This window comes from Acinetobacter sp. G18 (assembly GCF_052660225.1).
The window spans coordinates 894,186-919,558 of record NZ_CP109658.1 but is presented as its reverse complement, the minus strand read 5'-3'; the positions used below and the strand labels follow the sequence as shown (position 1 = coordinate 919,558).

Below are 25,373 nucleotides of genomic sequence, written 5' to 3'. Positions count from 1 at the left end.
ATGTAAAAGTTTTACGGATTATTTAAATAGAAAATTGGATAAACTTTTCTCGACGCCTTCAGGGTTTTCTTCAATTAGCCAATGACCTGTGTTAGGTAAAATTACCGCTTCTAACTTAGCTGGATCTTCCACAAACTTCGCTCTCATTTCTTTAATCAATACGTCATTCACTCCCTTTTCACCACTAAGTGCCATTGCAGGAATAAATAACTTTTTGTTATTTGCTAAAAGTGCTTCATTTTGTAGGGCTGAGTCTTTTTTTGAACGGTAATAGCCAAAGGCTGCTTTTAATTTATCTCGAGTCGAATACGGCTCAATCAACTCAGCAAGGAGTTCAGGCGTAAAAATGTCTTTTTTACCTGCATAAGTTTTAATAAAGTACGAGAGAAATAAAGTTGGGTCATTCACAATTTGCTTTTCAGCAATATCACCAAAACTAAAATAACCAAAGTGCCAGCCTAAACCCGGCCCTTTTGGTGAATAACCCGGGTGATTGAATGTCTCCATATCTGGAATTGGAGAATCCATAAAGACAACTTTTTTAACGTAATCTTGATTATTTGCAACTAGAGGGTAAGAGGCCGTATTTCCAATGTCATGACTCACATAATAAATAGACTTATTCTTGGTAATTTGTTTTATGGCACTTAATAGAATTTTCGATGCATTCTCTGCAGAGTAATCATCGTTAAGTATGGGAGATGATTGACCCAAACCCGGTAAATCAATTGCAATCACTTTATGGTCTTTCATATAAGACAGCATGACTGGTTCCCACATTTTCCATGTCGAACCAAAACCATGAATAAATACAATTGGTGTGCCTTTAGATCCACCTTCAACGTAATGGAGTTTTACGCCTTCAGACTCGATAAACTTACTAGATAAACCCTTTGCATAAGCATATTGTCCTAACCCTTCAGATTTCACTTTATTAAACATTTGCTGTGAAACGGCTGGGGGTGTATCTATCGACTTTAAGTTTGGATCATATTCTGCATTTGCATATGAAGAACCAACCAAAATAAAAGCTATAGAAATGGAAATATTTTTAAAATATCTATTCATATTAATGACTCATTTAAAATAAATAATTCATTGCACCCAAGCCTTAAGCCTGAGTGCGATGAATTTCATATTTATTTAAATAAAAAGTTCGATAAACTTTTCTCGACACCTTCAGCGTTTTCTTCCACCATCCAGTGTCCTGTATCTGGCAAAATAATGGCTGAGTATTGGGCTGGATCAGCTACAAATCTTGCTCGCATCTCTTTAACCAAAACATCATTTACCCCTTTCTGGCCGGTAAGCGCCATAGAAGGTATGGTTAACTTTTTGCCACTAGCAAGTAATGCTTCATTTTGACGAACTGAGTCTGCATGCGAACGGTAATATCCAAAAGCTGCTTTTAATTTATCTCGAGTCGAATACGGCTCAATCAACTCAGCAAGTAGCTCAGGTGTAAAAATTTCTTTTTTCCCTGCATAGGTTTTAATAAAGTATGAGAAAAATAAATTTGGGTCATTTGCAATTTGCTTTTCAGCAATATCACCAAAGCTGAAATAACCAAAGTGCCAGCCTAAACCTGGGCCATCTGGGGTATACCCAGGATATTCGAACATAGCACGGTCAGGAATTGGCGAGTCCATAAATACAGCTTTTTTGATATAGCCTTGGTTATTTGCAACCAGTGGATAAGAAGCCGAATTACCTAAATCGTGACTGACATAGTAGATAGGCCCTTTACCAGCAATTTTTTTAATTGCGCCAATCAAGATTTTTGAGGTATTTTCTGCCGAATAATCATCGTTAAGTATGGGAGATGACTGACCCAAACCCGGTAAATCAATTGCAATCACTTTATGGTCTTTCATATAAGAAAGCATGACTGGTTCCCACATTTTCCATGTCGAACCAAAACCATGAATAAATACAATCGGTGTGCCTTTAGATCCGCCTTCAACATAATGAAGTTTTACACCTTCAGACTCGATAAACTTACTAGATAAACCTTTTGCATAAGCATACTGGCCTAACCCCTCAGATTTCACTTTATTAAACATTTGCTGTGAAACGGCTGGTGGCGTATCTATCGACTTTAAGTTTGGGTCATATTCTGCATTTGCTTGACTTAATCCCAATACACCAATTGCTGCGGACAAAGTCATTACTTTAAAAAATTTATTCATTTTCTTAGCCTTGATTTATAGAGTGAGCTTATTCAGCAGTTGGATAGTCGGTATAACCCGTTGCATCGCCACCATAGAAATATTCAGATTTTGCTGGTGCTAAAGAATGACCTGACTGTAAACGCTCTACTAAATCTGGGTTGGAAATGAAAGGACGACCAAATGCCACCGCATCTACTAATCCTTTATCAAGAATAGTTTCGGCTCTTTCGAGTGAGTAATTTCCACAAACAATTAATGTGTTTGTGAATAATGAACGGAGTTTTTCTCTGAAACCCACTGGATAAGTATCACCATGTGGAAGCATGTCCCACTCAGCCAAATGAATATAAGCGATATTTCTTTTTTGTAATTGTTCAGCTAAATAAAGCGTAATTTCTTCGGGTTGTTGGTCTGTCATGCCATTAATGGTTCCCCAAGGTGATAAACGCACCCCTACTCGGCCAGCACCAATTGCATCAATCAATGCATCGACTGTTTCTAATAAGAAACGTGCACGATTTTCGACAGAACCACCATAGTTATCAGTACGCTGGTTCGCATCTGTAGATAAGAACTGATCAAACAAATAACCATTTGCAGCATGAACTTCAACTAGGTCAAAGCCAGCTTTCACAGCATTTTGAGCAGCTTGAATAAATTCCTGTTTAACGTTTTGAATATCATCTAAGTCCATTGCTCTTGGCATTTCGGCAGGTACCATTGCCCCTTCACCTTTTTCATTGGCAATAAATACAGATGCTTTGGCCTGAATTGCAGATGGTGCAATCGGTTGCTCGTGATTAATATGCAATGAAGAGTGCGACATACGCCCTACATGCCATAACTGAGCAGCAATTTTTCCGCCTTTTTCATGTACAGCTTGAGTCGCTAAAGCCCAACCTTGAATTTGTTCTTCTGAATAAATACCAGGTGTAAAAGAATAGCCTTTACCTACATCAGAAACTTGTGTGCCTTCAGTAATGATTAAACCTGCACTTGCACGTTGACCATAATAAAGTGCATTGAGTTCGGTCGGCACATCGTTAGGCTGTGCTGCTCTTGATCTGGTCATTGGTGCCATAACAATACGATTATTGAGTTCAACGTCGCCCACAGTCACTGGATTAAATAATTTGTGATTCATTTTTTAGCCCTTAAAATATGCATAAGATTATTTATGTAGTGATCACTATATAATCATGCTAAAATACAGTCAACGATTTTTTGTAGTGATCAATACAAAATGGAGAACAAAATGAACAAAACCGCAGGTCGTGGCCGTCCTCGTAATTTCGATCGAGATGCTGCATTAGACAAAGCGATGAATCTATTTTGGCGAAATGGTTATGAAGCAACCTCGATTAATGACCTGACAAAAGAGATGGAAATCAATCCGCCAAGTCTCTACGCTTCTTTTGGAAATAAAGAAAAGTTGTTTATTGAAGCTGTTGATTATTATGTAAAAAGCTTTGGTAATTATCGAATTGAGGCACTTCAAGAGTCTTTAACAGCTCAAGAAGGCATTAAAAATTTGTTAATCAGAACGATTGACCAATTTTATAGCAAGCCAGATAAAACTGGTTGTTTAGTCGTATCCGCAGCATTATCAGGTTCATCTGAAAGTAAAAATGTGCAAGAGATCTTAAGTAATGAACGTAGAAAGACTGTTGCTCTCATCAAAGCGAGACTTGAGCAAGGTCAAAAAGATGGCGATGTAGCTGAAAGCTTAAACTTGGATGTATTAGCAGATTACTTTGGCATGATACTGTTTGGCATTACGATTCAAGCAAAAGATAATGTGCCTATTCAAAACCTATACGAAAGTGTAGAAGTAGCTTTAAAAGCTCTAAAAAACTAATTTTTAATGATTTTAGAGTTGAAGTCATTTGGTTTGGTTTCAACTTCTTTCATTAAAATGATAGTGCTTTAAAACTGCCAACTAAATTTATAGGCCAGTGACAATAATCACTCGCCTTGAAGGTTTGTATTGTTTTCTATTCACTCATCTCAACATTTTCATCTTGGTTAAACTATTTAGAAAATAGTTTAGTAAGCTCTCCTTTTCATCGGTTTGCTGTGCGCTTAAAAGCTGAATAATTGCTCCTTCAATCATATATAGCAGTATTTTGGCATCGTTAAATGATGCCTCTATTTTTAGTAATCTGAGCTGGCTATAAAGTTCATTGATGAGCCATTTTCTGTATCTCACCGCAGTTTGATAAGCGTTTGGATAGCTATTTTTAGTTTCGAAAATGGCCTTAAATAATAAGTAATACGGCCCTTCAATATCGGCATGTAACCAATAGAGTTTCTTAATTTTATCCAATACAGTTGTTTCCAAATCATATTCCATCATAGCCATCACTTGGTCTTGCAGTCGTTCTTTTTGCACAATGAGACAGATATCAACGAAGCGTTGTTTAGAGTGAAAATAACTATAGAACGTCATTTTTGTTATTTCTGTTTCTCTCACGATTTTGTCGACACCGACGGTGTGAAAACCATTGTGATGAAACAGATTAATTCCATTTTCTACAGCTTTTAAAGCGCGTGTTGAGAGAATTAAATTTGGCATAGTTTTACCGTTATAAAATAAATTGTTGTTGTATATAAATGAGATATAAAAGCCTTTGCTTTTTAAAAGCTGAAAAAAAGGCATAGCAAAGCCATAAAGACTGTGCTTGGCACATCTCAAGTTTTATTGTTGCTGCAAGTTTTTAGTCGTGACGATTTAAAGCCTCATCAGCCGCATGGCGATCAGACTCATAAAGAACTAAGTTGTGTTGTTATAGCTTTTGGCAAAGGCTGCCAAGAAATTAAGAATGTGCAAAGCCAACTCCTTTTTATTGGGAGTTCTGCCAGACATTTATAGAATTATGGTGGCAGAACGAGAAAGGGTTAGCAGACTAGTATTATCTCAAACTAGCACACCCGTAGGTGTCCCTTTCCCGTCCTACCGCTACGGGAAAGGAACGAGTGGCTACCACATATGAGTATTCCTCAGAAGGAATGGCTCTGATGCGGGAGATAATATACGGTCTGCTAAAACCGACTGGCAATGTAGGCCAGCAGGCAAAGAATAGTGCCCAACCCTTTTGCAGTCAAGCACACAAAATGACATTTGTTTTAATTTAGATCATTAAAAAGTAAGGATAAATAATGAGATAGTTATTGTTAAATGGGGGTTTATAAAGGGGGAGAATCTTAGATATAAATATTTGATTGATATTGGTTCTTTTATACAGTTATGACACATGCTATAAACTAGACTTAAAGAATAGAGATGAAACTTACCACCCCTACTCCAAAAATTTATTTCTTATTAAAAGATGAAAGAACCCTGCATAGGGGGAGCTTCTTTAGCTTTGGACTTTTTATGTATTATTTTTGCTTTTATTACCAAACCAACAACTTCAGCTAATTTACAGGGAACAGCATTTCCTATTTGTGTAAAAATTTTAGATTGGGTACCACAAAACTTATAAGTTTCAGGGAATGTTTGAATTATTTTCGCCTCATCTACTGTTAGTCGTCTTAATGAATTTGGAACAACTACATTAGAATTACACTGCCCATTAATTAATAATTCATGATATTTCTCAACCCAACTTTGATCAAAATGATACAAATGGTTTTCATCAATGATAGGAGTTCGATTCCCCCCCATTGAAGCAGGTAAAGTACTACTCCAGGAATCGGGATTAAGTGGTCGACCTTGCCCATTAAACATCATACCCGCATATGGTGATTTTCTTAATATAGGGTTCTTAGCTAGAGTAATTTTTGCATTAGTAATATGAGGATTTGTAGCTGATCCAGCCTTTCCTAGATGAGAGATCGCCTCTCGTATAGTGGGAGCTTCTTTAAAATATTCTTTAAAATCCTCTAAAGAAACAGTTAAATTATCTTTTAAACCAATAAAGAAAATACGTTCTCTAGATTGTGGTACACCAAAATCCTTAGCATTCAAATGAATAAGTGATACTCTGTAACCCATTTCTGATGCCAGTTTAATTATTTCTTGACGTATGTGACTAAACTTTTCTAATGAACCTAGTGCTTTTACATTCTCCATGACAAAAGCTTGAGGCATAACTCTTTTAATAACTTCTAGAAAAGAAAAAACCAACTTAGATCTAGGATCATGTACATCCATTTTACCCGCTACAGAAAACCCTTGACATGGAGGGCCTCCAAATACTAAATCTATTCCCGTTATATCATTAAAATAATCAAGGTTCTTATCCAAATCGCCCTCAATGAGGATTGTATTTTTATGATTCTGAATATAGGTTTTACAAGCTACACTATCAATCTCATTAGCGATCTGCACAGAAAAACCAGCAGAAATCATACCAACATCCATACCACCAGCACCGCTAAATAAAGATATCGCCTTCACAAAACATCTCAAAATATTCCAATTTCGAATATTTTATATTAATTCATAAACTAAGTCACGATAGCTTGGTAAACCTATGAAAGTAAAAACTATTTATAATTCCGATTATGTGAATTTAATTACTATCTTATCTAATGAAAGGAAAAGATTAGGAATTTCACAAAAGGAAGTCGCATTTCAGTTATCTATTTCTCAGACCGATATCTCTAAGATAGAACGTTTAGAAAGGCGTTTAGATATATTAGAACTCAAGAATTTACTACAGATTTACCGTATTTCTTCCAATCCAAACCTAAAAAAGGTTATTTTAGAATTTCTTGAGATATAAATGTTTTTAAATACAGAAGAAAGAAATATTGCTGCAAAAAATCATGTTTTAGATCTTTATTCTTCTATTAAAGATTTAAGTAATGAAGATTTTAAAGAAAATGAATTATTCCAAGCCGCTGATTCTATTCTCCAAAATTTAATAAGCCCTCAAATTAAAGCAAAAGGTTTCAGAGGCCTCCTGCTAACTGCTATCGTTGGTAAACATCTCAACCCAGCTTATGACTTTTTGAATGATTTCTATTCTTGTAATCCTCGGTCCATTTTTGAGCAAGGTATATTTTTAGCGCTAAGAGAACTTGAGATTCCTTCTGGAAAATCAGATCCTTTGAATGTCGCAAAGAATACCTTTGTTCTAGACTCAAATTGGGCTAATGGAAAGCGCCCACAAAAGGCAGCTGAAGCTGTCGTTAACTATCTGAATTTAATTAACAAATACTATAACAATACGGAAGTCTATGAATATTTAGTTAAATTATTCATGTTCCGCCTAAAAGAACTTTCAGATCAACATTCTAAATTCACAATTACACCTGTTACTGCAACAGGTGATACACAACAAGAATTAGCCATCAAATTATGGAATTTTATTTCTGAAGCTGTAGAAGGTGGGACTATCCCTCAATTCTTTATAGGCATCCTGCTTGAAGCTATTTACTTATATGATAAAAAAATGATTATTGAAGGAACTAGAGAAAGTGTTTCAGGTACGAATACTACCTCAAAAAAACCAGGGGACTTAACTCTTCTAAAGAATGATAACGCTATTGGTGTTTTTGAAGTCACCTTAAAAAGTATAGATAATAAACGAATTAGTGATAGCTATGATGTTCTAAATGAACTTAATTTCTTAAATGTACCAATTACATTCATATGTCGCCTGCCCGAAGATACTAAATCCTTAAAAGATATTACTTACAACTCAAAAAACTCAAGTGGATTTATTAAAAACCCACATTATTTCAATTTTCTTGATATGCAAAGCTTTATTTGCTCCCAAATAGCATTATTAGACAATGCCCAAATAGATTACTTATTAACCAATTTAAGAGAATTTATTAGTCTTTATGACAGGCCTTTGCTTACTAAGAATATTTGGAATAAGTGTTTTCCTCCAAGTACAGAAGAAAACTAAGATTCAACAAATTTGGAAATAAAGATGAAAATTGAAGCACAAGATAAAGAAATTCAAGAATTGTTAAGAGGAACATTTTTCAAAATACCGCGTTTTCAAAGAGCATATTCTTGGGAAACGGATGAAGTAGAAGACTTCTGGACCGATATCGTTGAGAATCAAGATGCTAATTATTTTATTGGTTCTGTTGTAGCCTACATTGTTGATAAACCAATGGTTGGATTAGTTGATGGCCAGCAACGTTTTACAACTATAACTATTATTCTCTCAGCAATACGAGAAAAATTTAAAGAATTAGGTGAAGATGAGCTAGCTCGAGGAGTTCAAAATTATATTGAAGGACAAGATGCAGATAATAAGAAACAATTTATTTTAGCTCCAGAATCCTCATACCCTTATTTTCAGAGAGAAATTCAGAAATATGATCTGATTAATCTAAACCAATCTTCTAATGATATTAGCTTTGAGGAAAGCAAAATTAAAGATGCTTATACTCTTGTTAAAAAGCTTCTAAATGAATATCTTGAAAAATTCAAATTAAATAAAGAATCTTCTACTTATAAAGAAACTTTAATTCAAAAAGTAAAAGAACTGAGATCAAAAATTCTAAAACTAAAACTTGTTTATATTTTGTTAGACAATGAAGTTGATGCTTATTTAATCTTTGAAACACTTAATGCTCGTGGTAAGGAGCTAAATGTATCGGACTTAGTAAAAAATTTACTTCTTAAGAATTTACCTAATTCACATGTTGATTATGATGAATCTCAAGCATTGTGGCAGACTCTAATTGATAAATTAGAGTCTGTAAAAGATAAACAAGATAAAACCATTGTAGATCAATATCTTTATCATTATTGGAATGCTACACATGGTATCACTACTGCAAAAAAACTTTTTCCTACCATTAAAGATACTTTAGGTGAAAAACCAGAAGATTGTGAAAACTTTCTAAAAAATTTAGTTGAAAACAGTGAATGTTACTTAAATATTTTAGATCCAGAGACAATTGAAAAAATCACAAAAAATAAGCCATTGATCTATAGTTTAAAAGTTATACAGGAACTTAAAATTAAAATTATTTATCCTCTATTATTATCTTTACTTATTTCAAATAAGAAAGAAATTATTTCAACGCGACTCTTAAAAAATTTTGTATCTACAATTGAACAATTTCACTTTCAATTCAATGGAGTTTGTCGCCGAAAAACAGGTGGAACCTTAACAACTTTATATAATGAGACAGCACAAAAAGTTTATAATACAAATAATGTAAATGATATTAATACTATATTTATTGATTTTAAAAAAGCATTAAGTAAAATAGCCGTTTCTAAAGAAGAGTTTGTTCTAAACTTTGAGAAATTAAGCTATGACAACAAAAATATAAAACATAAAAATATAATTAAATACTCTCTATTTATGGTTTTAGAAAGTGTACCTCATAAACCATACAGTGGAGAATTCACTGACTTAACGATTGAGCATCTTCTTAGTCAATCAAGTAAAACGTCTTATATGTCAAATATAGGTAATCTTATTTTAGTAGGATCTAAACTTAATAATGAAAAATTAAAAGATCTTGAATTGAAAGATAAAATTAAAATATTAGAAGAGCATAAATACCCTCTTTTAGAAAATTTTATCGACCCACTTTGGGATGCTTCTGAAGATGAAATTAATATTAGAAGCAAACAACTAGGAGAAAAAATATACAACCTAACTAGCATTTAAAAAACAAAAATTTAAATCTAATTGATCAATTAGATTAAATAAATTATACCAATTAAACTTTTTAATTAAAGGAGTTTAATTGGTGCTTCTAAATTAAAAAAATTTTTGTTTACTTAATGTATCTCTGTTCTACAGAGGCTTTTTTTAATTCAACAATTTATTATTTATGAACCCAAGGCACAGCAGATGAATCAATCCCAGCAGATTTAGCCAAAATACTTTCACCTTTCATGACCAAAAATTGAATAATCATTAACTCTATTAAATTCTAAAAATAAAATTGAGAACAAGACTACAATTGAAATGATTAGGCTAAATAAAGATTTTTTAACATGAGATATTGTTAGTCTGATAGTTGAAACCAAGGTTTCTTTGGCGCAGTCCCAGTATATGCAGGACTAACTTTAATTGGCCCCTGACCTTTTTCACATTCTTGAACACCCCACTCACTCGGGCGAAAACGTGCATTAGCTCCATCAGGCTCAGGCTTACCAAATTCTTTTGCAATATCATAATCAATAAGTGGAATTTCAAGTAGTACGATATCTCCACGAGAACAAGTGATAGTAGGACGTTTCTTATCGTAAACCCATTTACCATAACCATTTTCTTCCTTAGGATCGAAGCGCATAACTGGGCCTATTTGCTGATCCCACGCCAATTCCATTCGAGGAGGCTCCATCGCAGTTATCCACATTCCTGCGACTTGTACAGGATGAGGGAAACGTACAGCCTGTAATCCACGTAAGCTAAAGGGTACTTGTGGCTCACCGTTGTCAAAAGCATCATAACGACTAATTAAGCTCCCTTTGGGAATCAACAGTTCGCCATATTGTGCATCTTGAGATAAAACGAAATGACTGCGACTTTCCTTGTAATGCTGCTTAAGTGCAATCTCATACTCTACCGATGCACTCATATAAAATAAATAACCTGCCCACAGGTCACATATCAATGCCAGTAGCATAATGAACAATGTCTTTTTAGAAAAAAAACTCACAGGCTTTTGAGCCATCTTTCGCCAAAAGAATAGTGCTTTCACCAATAAACCGAGTGTTAGTACAACACCAATCAATGGCGCAATAAACAACAGAAAAATTGCAAAAACCGAGAATGTCTGTACGGGTATCATAATTGTTAAATCTTTAGCTTCATTTTTTCAAAGGTGGGCCGCCAAGAAAATTGTATATACGTGTATTAAAAAACAAGCCTTATAATTCACAGACACTATTTTATAGCCTTAGCATTTTCACACACTAAATTAAGCATAGCTAAATCATTGTCACCCGTGGCTTTCATTACTTCGCCCTTTTTATCGCTCTTGTACTTAAGTTCACCATTATTTTTATTACCAATCATAAATTCTAAAATCTGTATCGTCTTATGTGAACAGTCAAAAGCCATATGAAATTGTGCGATATTATCTTTATCAAAATCACCTGTATAAAACTTTGTTTCGGGTACGCCAACTAGTTTTCTGGTAGCAGTAATTTTAAATTTACTTTTACTCGGTAAATAAAATTCGATTGAATCTAGTTCAAAAGCATAAGCGATATCTTCTTGTTGATAATAGACTTCTTCTGCTTGAATACTATTTGAAAAAGCTGCACAAGTAGCGAAAATTAGGCTAAAAATTGTTTTTTTCATTTACTAAAACTCATACATAATTTTTTGTTGCCTGATTTTATATAAATGAATGGTCTATGAATATAAAAAACATTTGTGATTAAGTGATATATACAGTTAATATATCCTTTGAATAAAAGTATCCCCCTTCTAAAAGAGGTTTATATGTTGGAGATAGTAATCATCTGATAATCACTCTCAATTTTTACTATTGAGTTGATTATCAATGTCGCAATTTTTCTGTGGTCATATTTCTGATCGCCTCTATTTGCACGTTTGATTATTATCAAGGCTCCAACATGAATCTTTCAAAGTTCGAACAACGAACTCTCCATGTCCTTGCCAAAGGTGGACATATTAAATACCAACGTGATGCATCAGGCACAGTTTATTTCGTTGAATGCTATACACGAGAAGGTTTTGTGCTATCTGATTGTTCCTTAGATGTATTTAAAAAGCTAAAAGCAAAACGTTTAATCAAATCTAAAAATAGCCAACCTTATCAAATTACATTGTTAGGGCTTCAGACGGTCCGCCCTCAACTAGACAATCGTTGATATAAGTTGCTATTTATTAAGAGAAAGAAAATATGAATATTATAATTCGAGATGAACAACCCGACGATATTAAGAATATCGAAGCGTTGACGAAAGCCGCGTTCTTAAATGAAGAGCATTCGAGCCATACCGAACAATTTATTGTGAATAGCCTTCGGAAACATAAGCAACTCACAATCTCTTTGGTTGCTATAGAAGATGGCTTAATTGTAGGTCATGTGGCTATTTCACCAGTTACGATTACGTCAGGTGAAACAGGTTGGTATGGCCTAGGCCCTATTTCTGTATGTCCAAATAAACAAGGAATTGGCATTGGTTCTCTTTTAATGAATGCAGCTTTGCAAAAGTTAAAAGAATTGGGCGGAAAAGGTTGCGTTCTATTAGGTGATCCAAATTATTACAGTCGATTTGGTTTTAAATCATACCCAGATTTAAATTTACCTGATGTCCCAAATGAATACTTTCAAGCTATAAGTTTCAGCAATCATATTCCTTCAGGAGAAGTTACTTATCATGATGCTTTTACGGCAACTGAATAAATAAGTTCACTTACAACACCTAATACAAAGCCTCTATTTATAGAGGCTTTGTATTAATTTAAAACTTTGAAAATTGTATACTTATTAATTCTATTAAATTCTACAAATAAAATTGAGAGTGGTTCCCTTTCAGTACAACACGCAAGATGACATTTGTTTTAGATTAGATCATGAAAAAGTAAGGATAAATAATCAGGTAGTTACTGGTAAAAGTGGGTTATGAGTGGAGCAAGTAAACAGAAAATTAGGGCTATCCGTTATATATAAGATTGAAATATATGGAAAATAATTGATCTCCATTTGGAAGCAATTTTAAAATTTATTACACAAATACTGATAATTATAAAATCTTGATCATATAGACACGTTAAAATTTATAAAATAATTTTGAGATATGGCTTTTGATGAAAACTCAGAAAATTGGTGTAGATCTTGGAGGCACTAAGTTATTGATATTATGTGATGAAATTGAAGAAATATTTAGTACAGGAATTTCATTCACTCCAGAAGAATTAATATCACATTTACAATCTTTTATTTTAAAACATGGAATTAAACCCGAAAGCATAAGCCTAGCAGTGCCGGGTCTAGTTAACGAATCGGGATACGTTGTTAATTGTGATGTTCTTCCAGCATTCATAGGTTGGCAAGGAAATAACGCATTAAAATTATTATGTAGTAAAACAATGATCTTAAATGATGTAAAAGCTGCTATGTATGCTGAACTCAATGATTTTTCATCTCATGCTGCAAGCGGCATTATTATGATTGGTACAGGTATTGGGGCTGCATTCATAACAAATGGAAAACCCTTAATGGGAGCTAGTGGTTGGGCTGGTGAACTAGGTTACTTACCAGTACAAAGTAATGAAGGAATTAAGCGTCTAGATGAACTTGCCAGTGGAGCTGCAATTACCAAACTATGCGAACTAAGCCCATCTAATTTAGCATTAATGGCTAACAATGGAGATCAATCTACTTTAGCTGTTATAAAAGACGCTGGACAAGCTTTAGGTCTTGGAATAGCCACAGTCATTAACCTTTTAAATCCTTCACAATTAGTAATAGGAGGAGGAACAATAGAGTTACCCGGTTATTTAGAGGCGGCTTTAGAAGCTGCTAAAGAAAACTGCCTTCCCGAGCTTTGGCAAAATTGCGATATATCAAAAGTAAAGGCGGGGAAAAAAGTAGCTGCTTTAGGTGCTATACGTGCAATTGAACAATAAAATAATATAAGTATTTTTCAGTTTCAGCATGCTGAAAGTTCAGCCAATATTAATGGAAAAAACCCTTTCGCATGCTTTGATTGCCTTATGTGAACATGAATGGTATAAGACTTGGCTAAGGGCATATTGGGAATAGCTTAGGTTTTAACTTATTGAGCTGAAAAATTTGATATAAGCTTTAGTATTTTAGAGAAAATTTAAATATTTAAACCCAAGATTGATTCCCTAAAAGGGTCAAAAAGAATTTTTTCTTTACACTCAATAGCTTTTTCTAAAAAGCTTATTATTTTAGAAATTTCATCTTTAAAATCTGTATAAATTTCGATGAGTTTATTAAATTCGTTAATTAATTGATGAAGCTGTTTCCCACTATACAAATCGTAATCTACATATGAAAGATCTGAAATAAGTGGAAGTATTTCCTTATCAAAAATTGAAACTAAAATATCTGCAAATTCCTTTTGTATTTGATAGGCGGATATAGACTCACCTTTTTCCATAGAATTAACTTTCCAAATATGAACTAAATACATCCCTAAAATTCTTCATATACCTTTTAATTTTGATATTTTACAATGTACTTAGCACATGAACATTATATAAAATTGACTCATGTATAATATATACGAATTTAAGCATACTGTTTTAAATAGATTTAAGCTAAGCAGGATAACCATAGTTTAGCTTTTTAAAAATCAACAATGCAGTCCATAGGTGACAAAATATTCAATATGTAGGATTAAAGAAGATGTACTACTTTGCAGAGGATCCCTTCTAGGTAATGTTACCTAGGAGGAACAATGAAAAAACTGAAATATCAGTATCAACAATCTGTTAAAACCCCACAATCTAATGGCTCTTTTTGGGGACGCTTTCCTAATATGAAAAGTGTTCATTATAAAAAGTTCAGTACTAAGCAAGAGGAAAGCTTTTATTCAATGCATTTTATTGAATATAAAGATTACCCCCTTAAGCTTCGTGTAGCCCGTGGCTCTGGTTTAGCTGATGCATGGGATGATCTTTCAACATATGTTGCCAAAGTTGCTAAAAGTTGGAAGCATAATTCTAAGAGAGCACACCAATATTACAAAGAACATGAGCAAAAATAAAAAACGGGAGCTAAGTGCTCCCATTTTTTAAATCACTTAAAGCATATTACGTTGAATTTAAATATTTTCTAAGTCAATTTATAGATGACGATTAAATATTATTCATTCCAACCATAAAAAACTAAGGCGCAAGAATGTTACTTGAAAAAAACCCAGAGTTACTGATTAATGATATTTTAATTGGTCACTTTGAACTTGTAAGAAAGTATCCGAATAATCCTAAATCAAACGTAATCGGAGCAATTTATTTACCTAACTATCAAATCGAATTAAACTTACACACAGATTTGAGAAAGTTGATTATATATTTTTGTGCAAACTATCCTTTTGACTTTTCACAGTATCTTAATTTTTTTAAGCAGTTAAATACAATTTACTCTAAGACTTATACCGGCTTTGAATCATGCTTAAGTATTTTCATAGAAAAATTTATTTTCCCTGTATATTTTTATAAAGAAGATCCTAATCGATTCAGTTCAAAATGGCTTAAAAAGCCAGAAGTTTGTTTTAAAAAGCACGATCAAGATATCTTGAAAATTTTCATGTTTGGTATACGGTGTATGGCATATACACATAGTCCCAATTATGAGTTTAAAGAATATTTAAATTATATCAAAGAGTTAAATTTTGACCTTTATCAAGAATTGGTGTCCCATAGCAATAGTGAACTTGAAATTGAAGTTATTACGATTGAAAATCTTTATTTTAAAGCGACTAGTAATAATCTATTAGCAAGTATAGATATTTTAGCATTCCAACATAATGAAGAAACATATAAGGCTGTCTTAAATTATATAAATCAGCTTTTTAAAAATGGTTTTCCTCAAAGTCATAAGTTAAAATTTGAAGTTCAAGAAATTAAAGATCAAACAATACTTGGAATTCCTTGTTTAATTGACTGTGGGGCAAATAGATTATTCAATAGTGCGGCCCAATATCATAATTTACATCCTGAAATTCAGACTTATATTAGCTTAATAGAAAAGGGATCTGGTTTTTATACTGATTTAGATGGTGAAAACTACGTTGAAGTGGATGGTTTTGCAATCTTCTCCCTTATAGTAGAAGATTCTAAGTATACAGACCAATTTATAAAGTTTTTAAATAAAACCAATGACCACTGCATTCTTCAAAACTATATTCCATGTGCTCTTTTAGATCGACAAGGTTTAACATCTAAAACTATAAAAACCTATTTAAATATGTGTGAAGCACTTTTAGAACATGAAAATTTTCGACCTGAACCTAATAGTTTTTATACATATTTCAATAATCTTGCAGCGATGAAAATTTTAGTGCAAGAAGTAAATATATATAGACAAGAACAGCATAATATTCAGTGGCCCGAAATATTTTTATCTTTGCAAAGTTACGGAGACATAGAAGATTGTTTTTATGAAATTTATGCTATGCAAAAATTTAAATCTCGTGAAATTTGGAAGATGTATTTGATGCTTACAGAGGATTTCAGATAAATATTATTTAACATTATGAGCATTATCTAAAGTATAAAAAAGCCCCTGTTCTACAGAGGCTTTTTTTTCAATTCAACAATTAATTATTTATGAACCCAAGGCACGGCTGGTGAACCAATCCAAGCAGATTTAGCCGGAATATTTTCACCTTTCATGACCAATGTTAATGGACCTAATACAGCATGGTTGCTCACGTTGGCGTTATATAAAATAATACTGCGTGTATTTACCACGACATCATTACCAACATTTACTTGTCCGATTTTCATAATACGGTCTTCAAACAAGTGAGTTTGTGGGCCTGAGAAGCTATTAAACTCAGCACGGTCACCGATGCTTACACAGTCAAACTCTGTAATATCAGCAGTGTCCATATAAACGTCTTTACCAATGCGAACACCTAAAATACGCAAGAAGAATGGCAACATTGGCGTTCCTCTTAAGTAGTTTAAGAAGTTAGGAATCGCAACTGACTCATATAAGCTCGTGATCCCTTCACTTAACCATACAAACATAGTCCACATTGGAGCTGAACGTGGCTCATAACGACCAATCAAAATCCACTTCAATAGCGCAACAATAACGAAGCAGCCTACGCCATAGAGCAAACCAGCAAGCGTTAAAGCCAACAAACCAGTTGGAATGTTGTATTTGTTAATAACGTCAATAATCTCAAGCACGATCATATAACCCACACCAATCGCAAGAGCGGCAGGTAATACAACACGAAGGCCTTCAATAAAACCACGCATTAAACGGCGTTTGATACTTGGCAAGAATGTTAAATGATCTGGATATTTCTCAGCAGCTTCACGTGCAGGTAACAATAACGGTGGTGAACCAAACCAAGTTTGACCATCGTACATTTCAACGTTATCAGGTGTTTTAGATTGCACACCAATCAAGACGTTGTCTGGTAACACGGTACCATCAGCAATATAAGCACTGTTTCCGACAAAACTACGGTTACCAATGGTGGTCGATTTTAATGTCATCCAGCCGCCTTTGATTTCTTCATCACCTAGCATTACAGCATCAGCAATAAAGCTTTCTTCACCCAAAGCCAGCATTTCTGGAATAACACCATTTGCGGTAGAGATTTCGGTATTTTTACCTACTTTTGCACCGAGCATACGGAACCATGTTGGCGCATAAATGGTCGCAAACAAGCCATGTAAGGTTTGTAAGCTCGTTTCCAAGATTTGCGAAGCAAACCATTTACGGTAATACGTACCACCATGAACCGCATAGGTTCCTGTTTCAAGACGAGGCAATGCAACTTTACGAATGACTGAAGAAATCACAGCAGTAATCATCATCATCATTGCACTAGCTGGAATCGCTAAAATGAAGTAGTACAGTGCGATTTGTAAATGTTCATTCGGGTTAATATTAAATACGTTTGCATCTAACCAGTCGACCAACAGGAAGCTTGGGAAAATTGGAATAAAGAACAAACACGCAATAATTAACGCACTAATTCCATAATATGCATATTCTGCAATTTTACGAATAAACGATAATTTTGGACGCTCTGGTAATTTATCGTGATCATCCACATGTCCGATCTTTTTAGCAGGTGTACCATCCCAGATTTCTCCGGCTGGAATAACAGTGTCATATTCAATTGAAGTTAAAGCATTTACATGAGCTTGTTTTTCTAACACTGTATTTTCTTCTAATACAGCATAAGAGCCCACATAACTGTCTTCTTTTAAGTGAATTGAACCTAATACCAAGTGACCATGTTCAACTTTAGCATTTTCCAAGTTCACTTGAGAGCCAATGCTCACCCCATCTTCAACAGTAAGTAAAGATGGCATACGAATATGTACTGAACTAATCGTAACATCATGACCGATTTTGGCGCCAAGCGCTTTCAGATATAAGTTAAGTAAAGTTGAACCTGACAAAAGATAGACAGGTGAAATACTACCTATACGGTCTGCTAACCACCAACGGAAATAGGTCAATCCCCATAATGGATATTGCCCTGCACCAACGCCCATCATTAATAGTCGTTTTACAGAAATTGAAACAACAAAACTGGCAATAATTACACTAATATAAACCAATAAAGACATCGCGATTGCATTCGGAATACTGTCTCGTGATCCACCAGTAAAATAATGATAGGTAAAGAATGGCGCTAACCACTGCAAGATATTAATCGAAATTAAAACAGGAATAGTAATTAGCTGTGCAATACCACATAACCACTTATAAGTCTGGTTACGCGGGTTATCTTGTCCAATCTGGCTATCAAATACAGTCGGCGTTGGTTGCTCTAGCATGAGCGCAGCAATTGCCCCAACTCGTCTTGCTTGATATAAGTTTTGGATAGTTAAGTGGCTATATTCCGGATGTTCACGTAAGTTCGAAATTAAAACAGCCGCTAAAAGTGAATGACCACCTAAGTCATCAAAGAAATCTGAATCGAGTTTAATCGGCATGTTTGGGAACAAGCGATTCAAAATACCAAATAAAATTTCTTCTGCTGGGTTTTGTGGTTGGTCCGATTCACTACGGTCAATCACACTGGTGAGTGGTCGTGCTTTTAAAGCTTTACGGTCAATTTTTCCTGACAATAGACGCGGAACTTCTTCAATAATCTCAAAACGGTTTGGCACCATATAAGGTGGTAAGCGTTGGCTTAAATTTTGACGAAGTACTTTAATTTCGATTGCTTGTTTCGCATCAATTTCTGGTGCAATAAACGCAATAAGCTGATCAATACCATCTTCGGGACGAAGAATAACTGCCGCTGTACCAATACCTTCAATATCGCAAAGCGCAGCTTCGATCTCACCAAGTTCAACACGGAAACCACGAATTTTTACCTGATCGTCCGCACGCCCCAAACAGTGTACTTGGCCAAACTCATCAATTTTAGCCAAGTCACCAGTACGATAGAGCGATTGTTCGTCTGGACCTTCTGCCCACGGGTTTTCAATGAACTTATCAGCCGTTAAATCAGGTCTGCCTAAATATCCTTCTGCTACACTTGGGCCAAAAATACAGAGCTCACCTGTTTCACCTTGCGGCAGTAATTCTCTTTCAGCGTTAATGACCAGCATGCCATAGTTTGGTAAAGGCTTACCAATGGTAACGAGTTTGCCACGCTCTAAAGACTCAAGGCTTGCTGTAACTGTAGTCTCGGTTGGACCATAAGTGTTAAACATTTGATGGTGAGGTAATGCCCAACGGTCAACTAGTGAATCCGGACACATTTCCCCACCTAAGTTAATAATTCTTAAGTTAGGTACATCTTCAGGGAATAAAGCAAGTAATGTCGGTACAGCATGCAATACGGTAATGTTTTCTTGCTTTAATGTTTGGCATAAACGTTCAGGGTCACTCACAAGCGACTTAGGTGCAATCCACAATGTTGCACCAACCAAGTACGACAGCCAAATTTCTTCAAACGACATGTCAAAAGCGACAGAAAAGCCTTGATAGACTTTGTCTTGTTCTTGAATACCTAAAACATTATTTTCACTGCGTAAAAAGTGACAAATATTTCTTTGGGTAATCACAATCCCTTTTGGCTTACCCGTTGAGCCTGATGTATAAATAATATACGCAGGTTGTTCTGGGGTTGTTTTAGCTAAAGGAATATTTTCACTGAGTGGCTTTTGTAGTTCAGTGTTTGTCCATTTTGCTTGCGGCACTTCTTCTAAATGTGCATACCATTCATCTGTAGTAATCATTCCCACAGACTCAGCATCTTCAAGACATACTGCTATACGGTCAGCTGGCGTATCCATATCAAAAGGAAGCCATGCTGCACCACTTAAACAAATCGCCAATTGAGCTTTTAAAAGCTCGATACCACGAGGCAACCATAACCCAACAATATGACCAGGTTTCACCCCTCTGATCGTCAAGTGCTGAGCCATGATTAAGGCTTGTTGGTACAACTCACCATAGGTCAACGTTTTATCTGCTTCAATTAAAGCCGTTTTATCAGGAAGAGTTTGTGCAGTATGGACAAAAATATCGGCCAAGACTTCATACTGCAAAAATTCCGGATGATACTTTCCACGAATAATATTATTCGTGTTTGTTACAAACTGGTTCATTTTTATACTCTCTTTAATTTTCTGATTTGGCTCAAATGAAGTCATAATTTGTTTTTCTGACTCATTAAAGAAATCTAGATGTGTCATAAATTAAATAATTGAACTTAAATCAAGATTAAAGTTTTAGTTTCAAAGTCTATTTAATAATATATAATTCTTGATTCTTTAGTATCATCTTTTCTAAAAAAATTAAGCCTTTAGCTGCAATGTTTTAATTTTTTCATCGTCTTCAGGATGGAAAACGTACAAAAATAGCCAAGTAAAAACCTATAATTCACAAGATTTATATAACTCTAATTTTAATTAAACTAATAAATGGCATCTTGTATACAACATCTCCATATTTTAAACTTAATTGTATTGCTCTGAACAATTAAATAGTGCCTAAAAAAAAGATTTTTATTTAAATTTTTAGACGATGTTTGATTATTCATCATATTAAACTCGTTATGAGTCAATTTTGTTTATCTTATATTTTTATCTGTATTTTTCTAAAAACTTATCCAATCGCATAGCTCAAACTTATAGTTGTTTAATACTGCTCACCCCTAAACTTTTTTGCGTTAAAAGTATGGCGTGTTTATAGGAATAAGTCCTTGCATGCTGAGCTGTGACTAGCTGTTCCGTTTAAGCATGTCGAAGCCCATTCATTTATAATATATTCAAAATGGACTTAAAACTTAAATAGTGGGAATGATATGAGCCAACACATAATAAACCCAGAAGACATTTCCTTAGCATTTCAAATCGCATGGAATAATCATGATATGAAGGCCTTTGCTGCTCTTTTTCATCAAGATGCGACTTTCGTTAATCGTTTCGGTCATTACGTTAAAGGTACTAAGGAAATTATTGCACTTCACCAACCTATTCATGAAACAATCTATAGCGACTCAACACTAGAGAATGAACTCATAGACATCACTCCCATAAGTGACAATATTTGTATTTCTCATTTTTGGAGTCGCTTAAGTGCAGGAGTAGCTCATCCTCAAGGTCCACATCAAATTGACACCCTCATTCTTACTGTACTTATTAAGGAAAATAATTCTTGGTCCATTCAGGCGCTTGAAAATGTGACTTTGACAAACCCACGAACCGGAGAGACCATACTTAGAGATTTGTGAAATCGAGCGATATAGTTTTTTAGTAATTTATAAGCAAAAAAAAGCCCTTGTCATTAACAAGGGCTTTTTAAGAATTTTGGCGGAAGCGGTGAGATTCGAACTCACGGAGGACTCACACCCTCGTCGGTTTTCAAGACCGGTGCATTAAACCGCTCTGCCACGCTTCCAACGAGCGCTATAATATAAATAAAAAGCCAACTTGGCAAACCTTTTTATCTAAGTTTTTATCCAAACGCTCAAAATAAAAACAAAAAACCTTTAATTTTGAGTTTTTATCTACCTCTTACTACTTTTATGCCTAAACTTATTTTTATTTGGGAAGTGTTAATTATCTTTAACTATCCTTCATGCTTCACATAACTATATGATACTGGTCTATCTTTTTGATAACATAGTCACAAAGATAAAAAAGCTTTACGCTTTACTCAGGGTATTTTCCCCTTTTCAATTACAGATAAGTTTTAATTCCTGATGTGGTTTCTAACGAAACTATCTATATGAAGAAAGTTTGAGCTATATGACGAACCGCAAACTATTAACGGCTGAAGGCTATCAACGATTGCAAGATGAGCTAAATGATCTTGTAAGAAAAGAACGCCCCGAAATTACCAAAATTGTGTCTTGGGCAGCTAGTCTTGGCGATCGCTCAGAAAATGCAGATTATCACTACAACAAAAGAAAGCTACGTGAAATTGATCGTAGGATTAGATACCTCACCAAACTTTTTGAAGTTGCCCAAAAAGTAGAATATCGGCCGGAACAAGATGGTAAAGCTTATTTTGGAGCTTGGGTTGAATTAGAAAATGATGAAGGCGAAACTACTAAATTCCGTATTGTCGGCGATGAAGAAATTTATGGTCGCAAAGACTATATTTCTTTGCAGTCACCTATGGCAAAAGCTTGTTTAGGTAAAGCCGTAGATGATGAAATACAAGTTCAAACACCTAAAGGTAAAATGATTTGGTATATAACAAAAATAAGTTATCAGTAATTAATTCAGAGTATTCATTTTATTTTTTATTACAACCCAAATTATAATATTAAAAATATATTAATATCCAAATTTATACATATTATTTTATATAAAATTAGAAATCATTAAATTTAAAAAGTAGATAAAATGCCATCGATAATTGATCAAAATTAAAACACAATTATATTTTTATATAAAAAGAGATTATTAATCATGAAAGGTATAAAAATTTCTGCAATATCTACTTATCACCCAAGAACAATTAGAAATAATGAATATTTTTTAAATAAATTTGAAGATAAAGATAGTTTAAATAGAATTTTTGAAAAAGTAGGAAGAAATAAAAGACATGTCATTATTAATGATGAAGAAAATGCGCTTACAATGGCAGTTAATGCATCAAAACAATTATTAAAAGATTATAACATTTCACATGACAGCATTGATATTATTATATTTTCTTCTACAACATTAGAATATCTATCTCCAACTAATGCTTTACTGATTCATTCAGAATTAAATATTAAAACTGACTGTATATGCTTTGATATAAATGCTAATTGTTTAGGAATGTTCGTTGCTCTTGAACAAGCATCCGTTTTGCTCGCATCAAAAGAAAGTTATAAACGCGCACTGGTGATTGGGTCTGATCATCTAACAATGCTTGGAGATGAAAAACAGGTGATTCCTTCAACAATTGTCGGAGATGCAGCGGCAGCCATAATACTAGAAAAAAATACCTATGATTCGGGCATTATTGACAGGATGTACCAAACAGATAGTAGTTTTTGTAAAACTATTGTTTTTCCTCCTCATGGCCTAACGAATTATCACAGTAAGGAACAAAAAATTCATTGGGCACCATTTACTGGTTTGGAAAGTGTGGAGTTCGCAGCAGATGCACTAGATAAATTATTGAAGAAAAATAATTTAAACATTGAAGATATATCTTGTTTTTTACTATCCCAATTTACGAAATCAAATATTGATATTCTTCAAGATAAAATCAATATTCCCTCTGAAAAAATTGAATACATTGGAGATCAATATGGATATACAGGAGTAAGTAGTTTTTTTATTGCCTACAAAAAACGGTTAGAAAAATCACTTATAAATAAAGGTGATATTATTGTTTTTTGGTCTTTAGGAGCAGGTTACCAGACCGGTGTAATGCTATGGAAGATTTAATAAGATATAACTGATAAAATTATTACTTTAGCTAAAAGATACTTTTTCTAATGGTATCTTTTAGCTTTAATTTAAATGTAAACAAATTAAATAGAACTAAAAATCACTAAATTATTTTATTTTTTCAGTTATTTAAGCTATATCAGTTACCTAGTATATAAATCAAATTTCACGTTGTAATAACATGATGGCTACAAAATGTAGCATTTCATACCCGATTTTCTCACACCATAAGTGTATAAATTTTCTTCCTTAATAAATTCATGGTGTTATGTTGATATATCCGATATTTAATTGTTCAAAATTTGACAAACTTTTTTTTGAATATTATGATGCGCGCATCTTAAATGTTGAGTATTTTTTAACCCAACCTAAAACTATGTAGATTTTCTACAAAGTCTGTTTTTTCATTTCATGTCATTTTGAATGACGTCATGACTGCCCACCCCTTATTGAATTTATCAACTTTTAGAAGTTATGGCAGCTTTTTGTCTGGCTTTTAGGGCATAAATTATCTGTAGCGGAGACAACATGCACAGTAATTCAAGTTCTGGGTCGAGGCTTTGCCTTAACTCTTTATTTTCTTCTCTCCCATTGAAAGTCCTTGCACTCAGCACTATGTTTTTTCCCTTTCATAGTATTAATGCAGGAAAAACCCTACAGTACAATACTGTAGTTAACACAAACACATTAACTGTAGTTGCTGTAGAAAGCCCGACTACCGTTTTTAAAGAAGATCAATTTTTGCATGGCTTTGGTTATGACCTCGCTCGTAACTATGCGCAAAGCTTAAATGTAAAACTAGACTTCAAAATCGTGGCAGATAATGCCACTGCACTCAAATGGGTCCAGCAAGGTAAAGCAAATCTTGCCATGACGACCGCAGGCTTAAGCTCAATCGAGAGCAAAGGTTTAATGTCTTTTTCTGCAAGTTGTGGTGATATCGTAAATTTGCAAAAAAATGGATTAAATCCTGATTTAAGCTGGGTGTTTAAACAAGCAGATGATCCTCTTACACAAACTGCCAGTGGTTTTGTTTGTCAAAGCAAGCAAAATGGTCTGACTCAACAACTGGCTTCATTTTATAACCGTAACGTTGTAAAACCTGAGTCTTGGTCTACGATTCAACGTGATTTAAGTACACGTCTGCCCATTTACAAAGCTAGCTTCAAACAAAGCGCAGCAAAGTATGATTTAGATTGGCATTTGCTTGCAGCAATGAGCTATCAAGAGTCATATCTCAAGCCAGAGTCTGTTTCACCAACAGGCGTACGTGGATTAATGATGTTAACCAACAGTACAGCTCGGGCAATGGGTGTAAGTAACCGTAGCGATCCAGCGCAAAGCATTCAGGGCGGTGCGAAATATTATGATCTCATGTTAAGTGAGTATGATGATATTCCTTTCCCAGATCGTAACTGGTATGCCCTTGTGGCTTACAATATGGGTCCGGGTGCAGTCAACCAAATCCAGAAACGCTTACAGACTCAAGGAAAAGATCCAAACCAGTGGGTTAACCTCTATGAGTACTTACAGCGTAATCAAATGCGAAATGGTCGGTACAAACAAGCGGTACAGTATGTGACCCGTATTCGTGCTTATCTTGAGCATATTAAAACGGCACAACCTCGAATCAATATCTAATTTTTATTATTTAAAAGTTGATAAATTCAGTGTTTGTACAAATAAAAAGCTTACCTCT

21 protein-coding genes, 1 tRNA gene and 2 pseudogenes are annotated in these 25,373 nt (G+C 34.2%); 14 read left to right on the top strand and 10 right to left on the bottom strand.

The genetic code is table 11. From position 1 onward, the window contains the following. Positions 1-18: 18 nt before the first annotated feature. The 3 genes from NE363_RS04330 to NE363_RS04320 all read right to left on the bottom strand — a co-directional run bounded on the left by NE363_RS04330 (position 19) and on the right by NE363_RS04320 (position 3,315). Entirely contained in the window at positions 19-1,068 is a 1,050-nt protein-coding gene (locus tag NE363_RS04330) for an alpha/beta fold hydrolase (protein ID WP_445535897.1), read from the bottom strand. Between the two features lie 71 nt (positions 1,069-1,139). Next, positions 1,140-2,189 carry an alpha/beta fold hydrolase gene (locus NE363_RS04325; protein ID WP_151686041.1) on the bottom strand — a complete coding sequence of 350 codons (1,050 nt, stop codon included), beginning with the start codon at positions 2,187-2,189 and terminating at the stop codon, positions 1,140-1,142. Between the two features lie 28 nt (positions 2,190-2,217). Beyond that, positions 2,218-3,315 carry an alkene reductase gene (locus NE363_RS04320; RefSeq protein WP_419331356.1) on the bottom strand — a complete coding sequence of 366 codons (1,098 nt, stop codon included), beginning with the start codon at positions 3,313-3,315 and terminating at the stop codon, positions 2,218-2,220. A gap of 111 nt (positions 3,316-3,426) precedes the next feature. Between NE363_RS04320 and NE363_RS04315 the strand changes: the two genes are divergently transcribed. Beyond that, the gene (locus tag NE363_RS04315) at positions 3,427-4,029 is read left to right on the top strand and encodes a TetR/AcrR family transcriptional regulator (protein ID WP_151989307.1); all 603 of its coding nucleotides are present in this window, start codon (positions 3,427-3,429) and stop codon (positions 4,027-4,029) included. Positions 4,030-4,173: 144 nt separating this feature from the next. On the opposite strand, the gene NE363_RS04310 is transcribed toward NE363_RS04315, so the two are convergent. Together NE363_RS04310 and NE363_RS04305 are read right to left on the bottom strand one after the other, a co-directional pair. Next, positions 4,174-4,746, bottom strand: coding sequence for a TetR/AcrR family transcriptional regulator (locus NE363_RS04310; RefSeq protein WP_445535896.1), 573 nt, complete (start codon positions 4,744-4,746; stop codon positions 4,174-4,176). Between the two features lie 747 nt (positions 4,747-5,493). Further along, a complete protein-coding gene (locus tag NE363_RS04305) occupies positions 5,494-6,573 on the bottom strand; it encodes a DNA cytosine methyltransferase (RefSeq protein WP_445535895.1) in 1,080 nt (359 codons plus the stop codon). 76 nt (positions 6,574-6,649) lie between these two features. On the opposite strand from NE363_RS04305, the gene NE363_RS04300 reads away from it, so the two are divergent. Genes NE363_RS04300 through NE363_RS04290 form a run of 3 tightly spaced genes read left to right on the top strand, consistent with a single transcriptional unit; the run spans position 6,650 to position 9,769 of the window. Beyond that, positions 6,650-6,901, top strand: a complete 252-nt coding sequence (locus NE363_RS04300; RefSeq protein ID WP_445535894.1) for a helix-turn-helix domain-containing protein — start codon at positions 6,650-6,652, stop codon at positions 6,899-6,901. Beyond that, positions 6,902-8,035 carry a hypothetical protein gene (locus tag NE363_RS04295; protein ID WP_445535893.1) on the top strand — a complete coding sequence of 378 codons (1,134 nt, stop codon included), beginning with the start codon at positions 6,902-6,904 and terminating at the stop codon, positions 8,033-8,035. It begins immediately after the preceding gene. A 24-nt stretch (positions 8,036-8,059) separates the two neighbouring features. Further along, positions 8,060-9,769 (top strand): DUF262 domain-containing protein, encoded by a 1,710-nt coding sequence (locus tag NE363_RS04290; protein ID WP_445535892.1) that lies wholly within the window; start codon positions 8,060-8,062, stop codon positions 9,767-9,769. 343 nt (positions 9,770-10,112) lie between these two features. Here NE363_RS04290 and NE363_RS04285 read toward each other — a convergent pair whose 3' ends face one another. Together NE363_RS04285 and NE363_RS04280 are read right to left on the bottom strand one after the other, a co-directional pair. Beyond that, positions 10,113-10,859, bottom strand: coding sequence for a hypothetical protein (locus tag NE363_RS04285; RefSeq protein ID WP_445536354.1), 747 nt, complete (start codon positions 10,857-10,859; stop codon positions 10,113-10,115). Between the two features lie 137 nt (positions 10,860-10,996). Beyond that, positions 10,997-11,416: a hypothetical protein gene (locus tag NE363_RS04280; protein ID WP_445535891.1), complete on the bottom strand. Its 420-nt coding sequence runs from the start codon at positions 11,414-11,416 to the stop codon at positions 10,997-10,999. 278 nt (positions 11,417-11,694) lie between these two features. On the opposite strand from NE363_RS04280, the gene NE363_RS04275 reads away from it, so the two are divergent. From NE363_RS04275 to NE363_RS04260, 4 genes and pseudogenes are all read left to right on the top strand, one after another. Continuing rightward, the gene (locus NE363_RS04275) at positions 11,695-11,952 is read left to right on the top strand and encodes a YjhX family toxin (RefSeq protein WP_001054060.1); all 258 of its coding nucleotides are present in this window, start codon (positions 11,695-11,697) and stop codon (positions 11,950-11,952) included. Between the two features lie 32 nt (positions 11,953-11,984). After that, a complete protein-coding gene (locus NE363_RS04270) occupies positions 11,985-12,491 on the top strand; it encodes a GNAT family N-acetyltransferase (RefSeq protein WP_275290288.1) in 507 nt (168 codons plus the stop codon). Positions 12,492-12,895: 404 nt separating this feature from the next. After that, complete coding sequence (locus NE363_RS04265; protein WP_445535890.1) at positions 12,896-13,717, top strand: ROK family protein; 822 nt, start codon at positions 12,896-12,898, stop codon at positions 13,715-13,717. Positions 13,718-13,723: 6 nt separating this feature from the next. Beyond that, positions 13,724-13,811 (top strand): annotated as a pseudogene (locus tag NE363_RS04260) (hypothetical protein); the annotation flags it as partial. 103 nt (positions 13,812-13,914) lie between these two features. Here NE363_RS04260 and NE363_RS04255 read toward each other — a convergent pair. Further along, positions 13,915-14,250: a hypothetical protein gene (locus NE363_RS04255; protein WP_410567206.1), complete on the bottom strand. Its 336-nt coding sequence runs from the start codon at positions 14,248-14,250 to the stop codon at positions 13,915-13,917. Between the two features lie 267 nt (positions 14,251-14,517). Between NE363_RS04255 and NE363_RS04250 the strand changes: the two genes are divergently transcribed. Both NE363_RS04250 and NE363_RS04245 read left to right on the top strand, forming a co-directional pair. Further along, positions 14,518-14,826 carry a hypothetical protein gene (locus NE363_RS04250; RefSeq protein ID WP_445535889.1) on the top strand — a complete coding sequence of 103 codons (309 nt, stop codon included), beginning with the start codon at positions 14,518-14,520 and terminating at the stop codon, positions 14,824-14,826. A gap of 134 nt (positions 14,827-14,960) precedes the next feature. Beyond that, positions 14,961-16,301, top strand: coding sequence for a DUF6138 family protein (locus tag NE363_RS04245; protein ID WP_445535888.1), 1,341 nt, complete (start codon positions 14,961-14,963; stop codon positions 16,299-16,301). A gap of 83 nt (positions 16,302-16,384) precedes the next feature. On the opposite strand, the gene posA is transcribed toward NE363_RS04245, so the two are convergent. After that, the gene (posA, locus tag NE363_RS04240) at positions 16,385-20,383 is read right to left on the bottom strand and encodes a delta-poly-L-ornithine synthetase PosA (RefSeq protein ID WP_445535887.1); all 3,999 of its coding nucleotides are present in this window, start codon (positions 20,381-20,383) and stop codon (positions 16,385-16,387) included. Between the two features lie 653 nt (positions 20,384-21,036). Here posA and NE363_RS04235 point away from each other — a divergent pair. Further along, positions 21,037-21,510 (top strand): annotated as a pseudogene (locus tag NE363_RS04235) (SgcJ/EcaC family oxidoreductase). A 77-nt stretch (positions 21,511-21,587) separates the two neighbouring features. Here the strand turns inward: NE363_RS04235 and NE363_RS04230 are convergent. Beyond that, a tRNA-Ser gene (locus NE363_RS04230) sits at positions 21,588-21,677 on the bottom strand. Between the two features lie 350 nt (positions 21,678-22,027). Here NE363_RS04230 and greB point away from each other — a divergent pair. From greB to NE363_RS04215, 3 genes are all read left to right on the top strand, one after another. Beyond that, positions 22,028-22,501 (top strand): transcription elongation factor GreB, encoded by a 474-nt coding sequence (gene greB / locus NE363_RS04225; RefSeq protein ID WP_004699685.1) that lies wholly within the window; start codon positions 22,028-22,030, stop codon positions 22,499-22,501. 195 nt (positions 22,502-22,696) lie between these two features. After that, positions 22,697-23,671: a 3-oxoacyl-[acyl-carrier-protein] synthase III C-terminal domain-containing protein gene (locus NE363_RS04220; protein WP_445535886.1), complete on the top strand. Its 975-nt coding sequence runs from the start codon at positions 22,697-22,699 to the stop codon at positions 23,669-23,671. A gap of 531 nt (positions 23,672-24,202) precedes the next feature. Next, entirely contained in the window at positions 24,203-25,315 is a 1,113-nt protein-coding gene (locus NE363_RS04215; RefSeq protein ID WP_004699682.1) for an MltF family protein, read from the top strand. Positions 25,316-25,373: the final 58 nt, after the last annotated feature.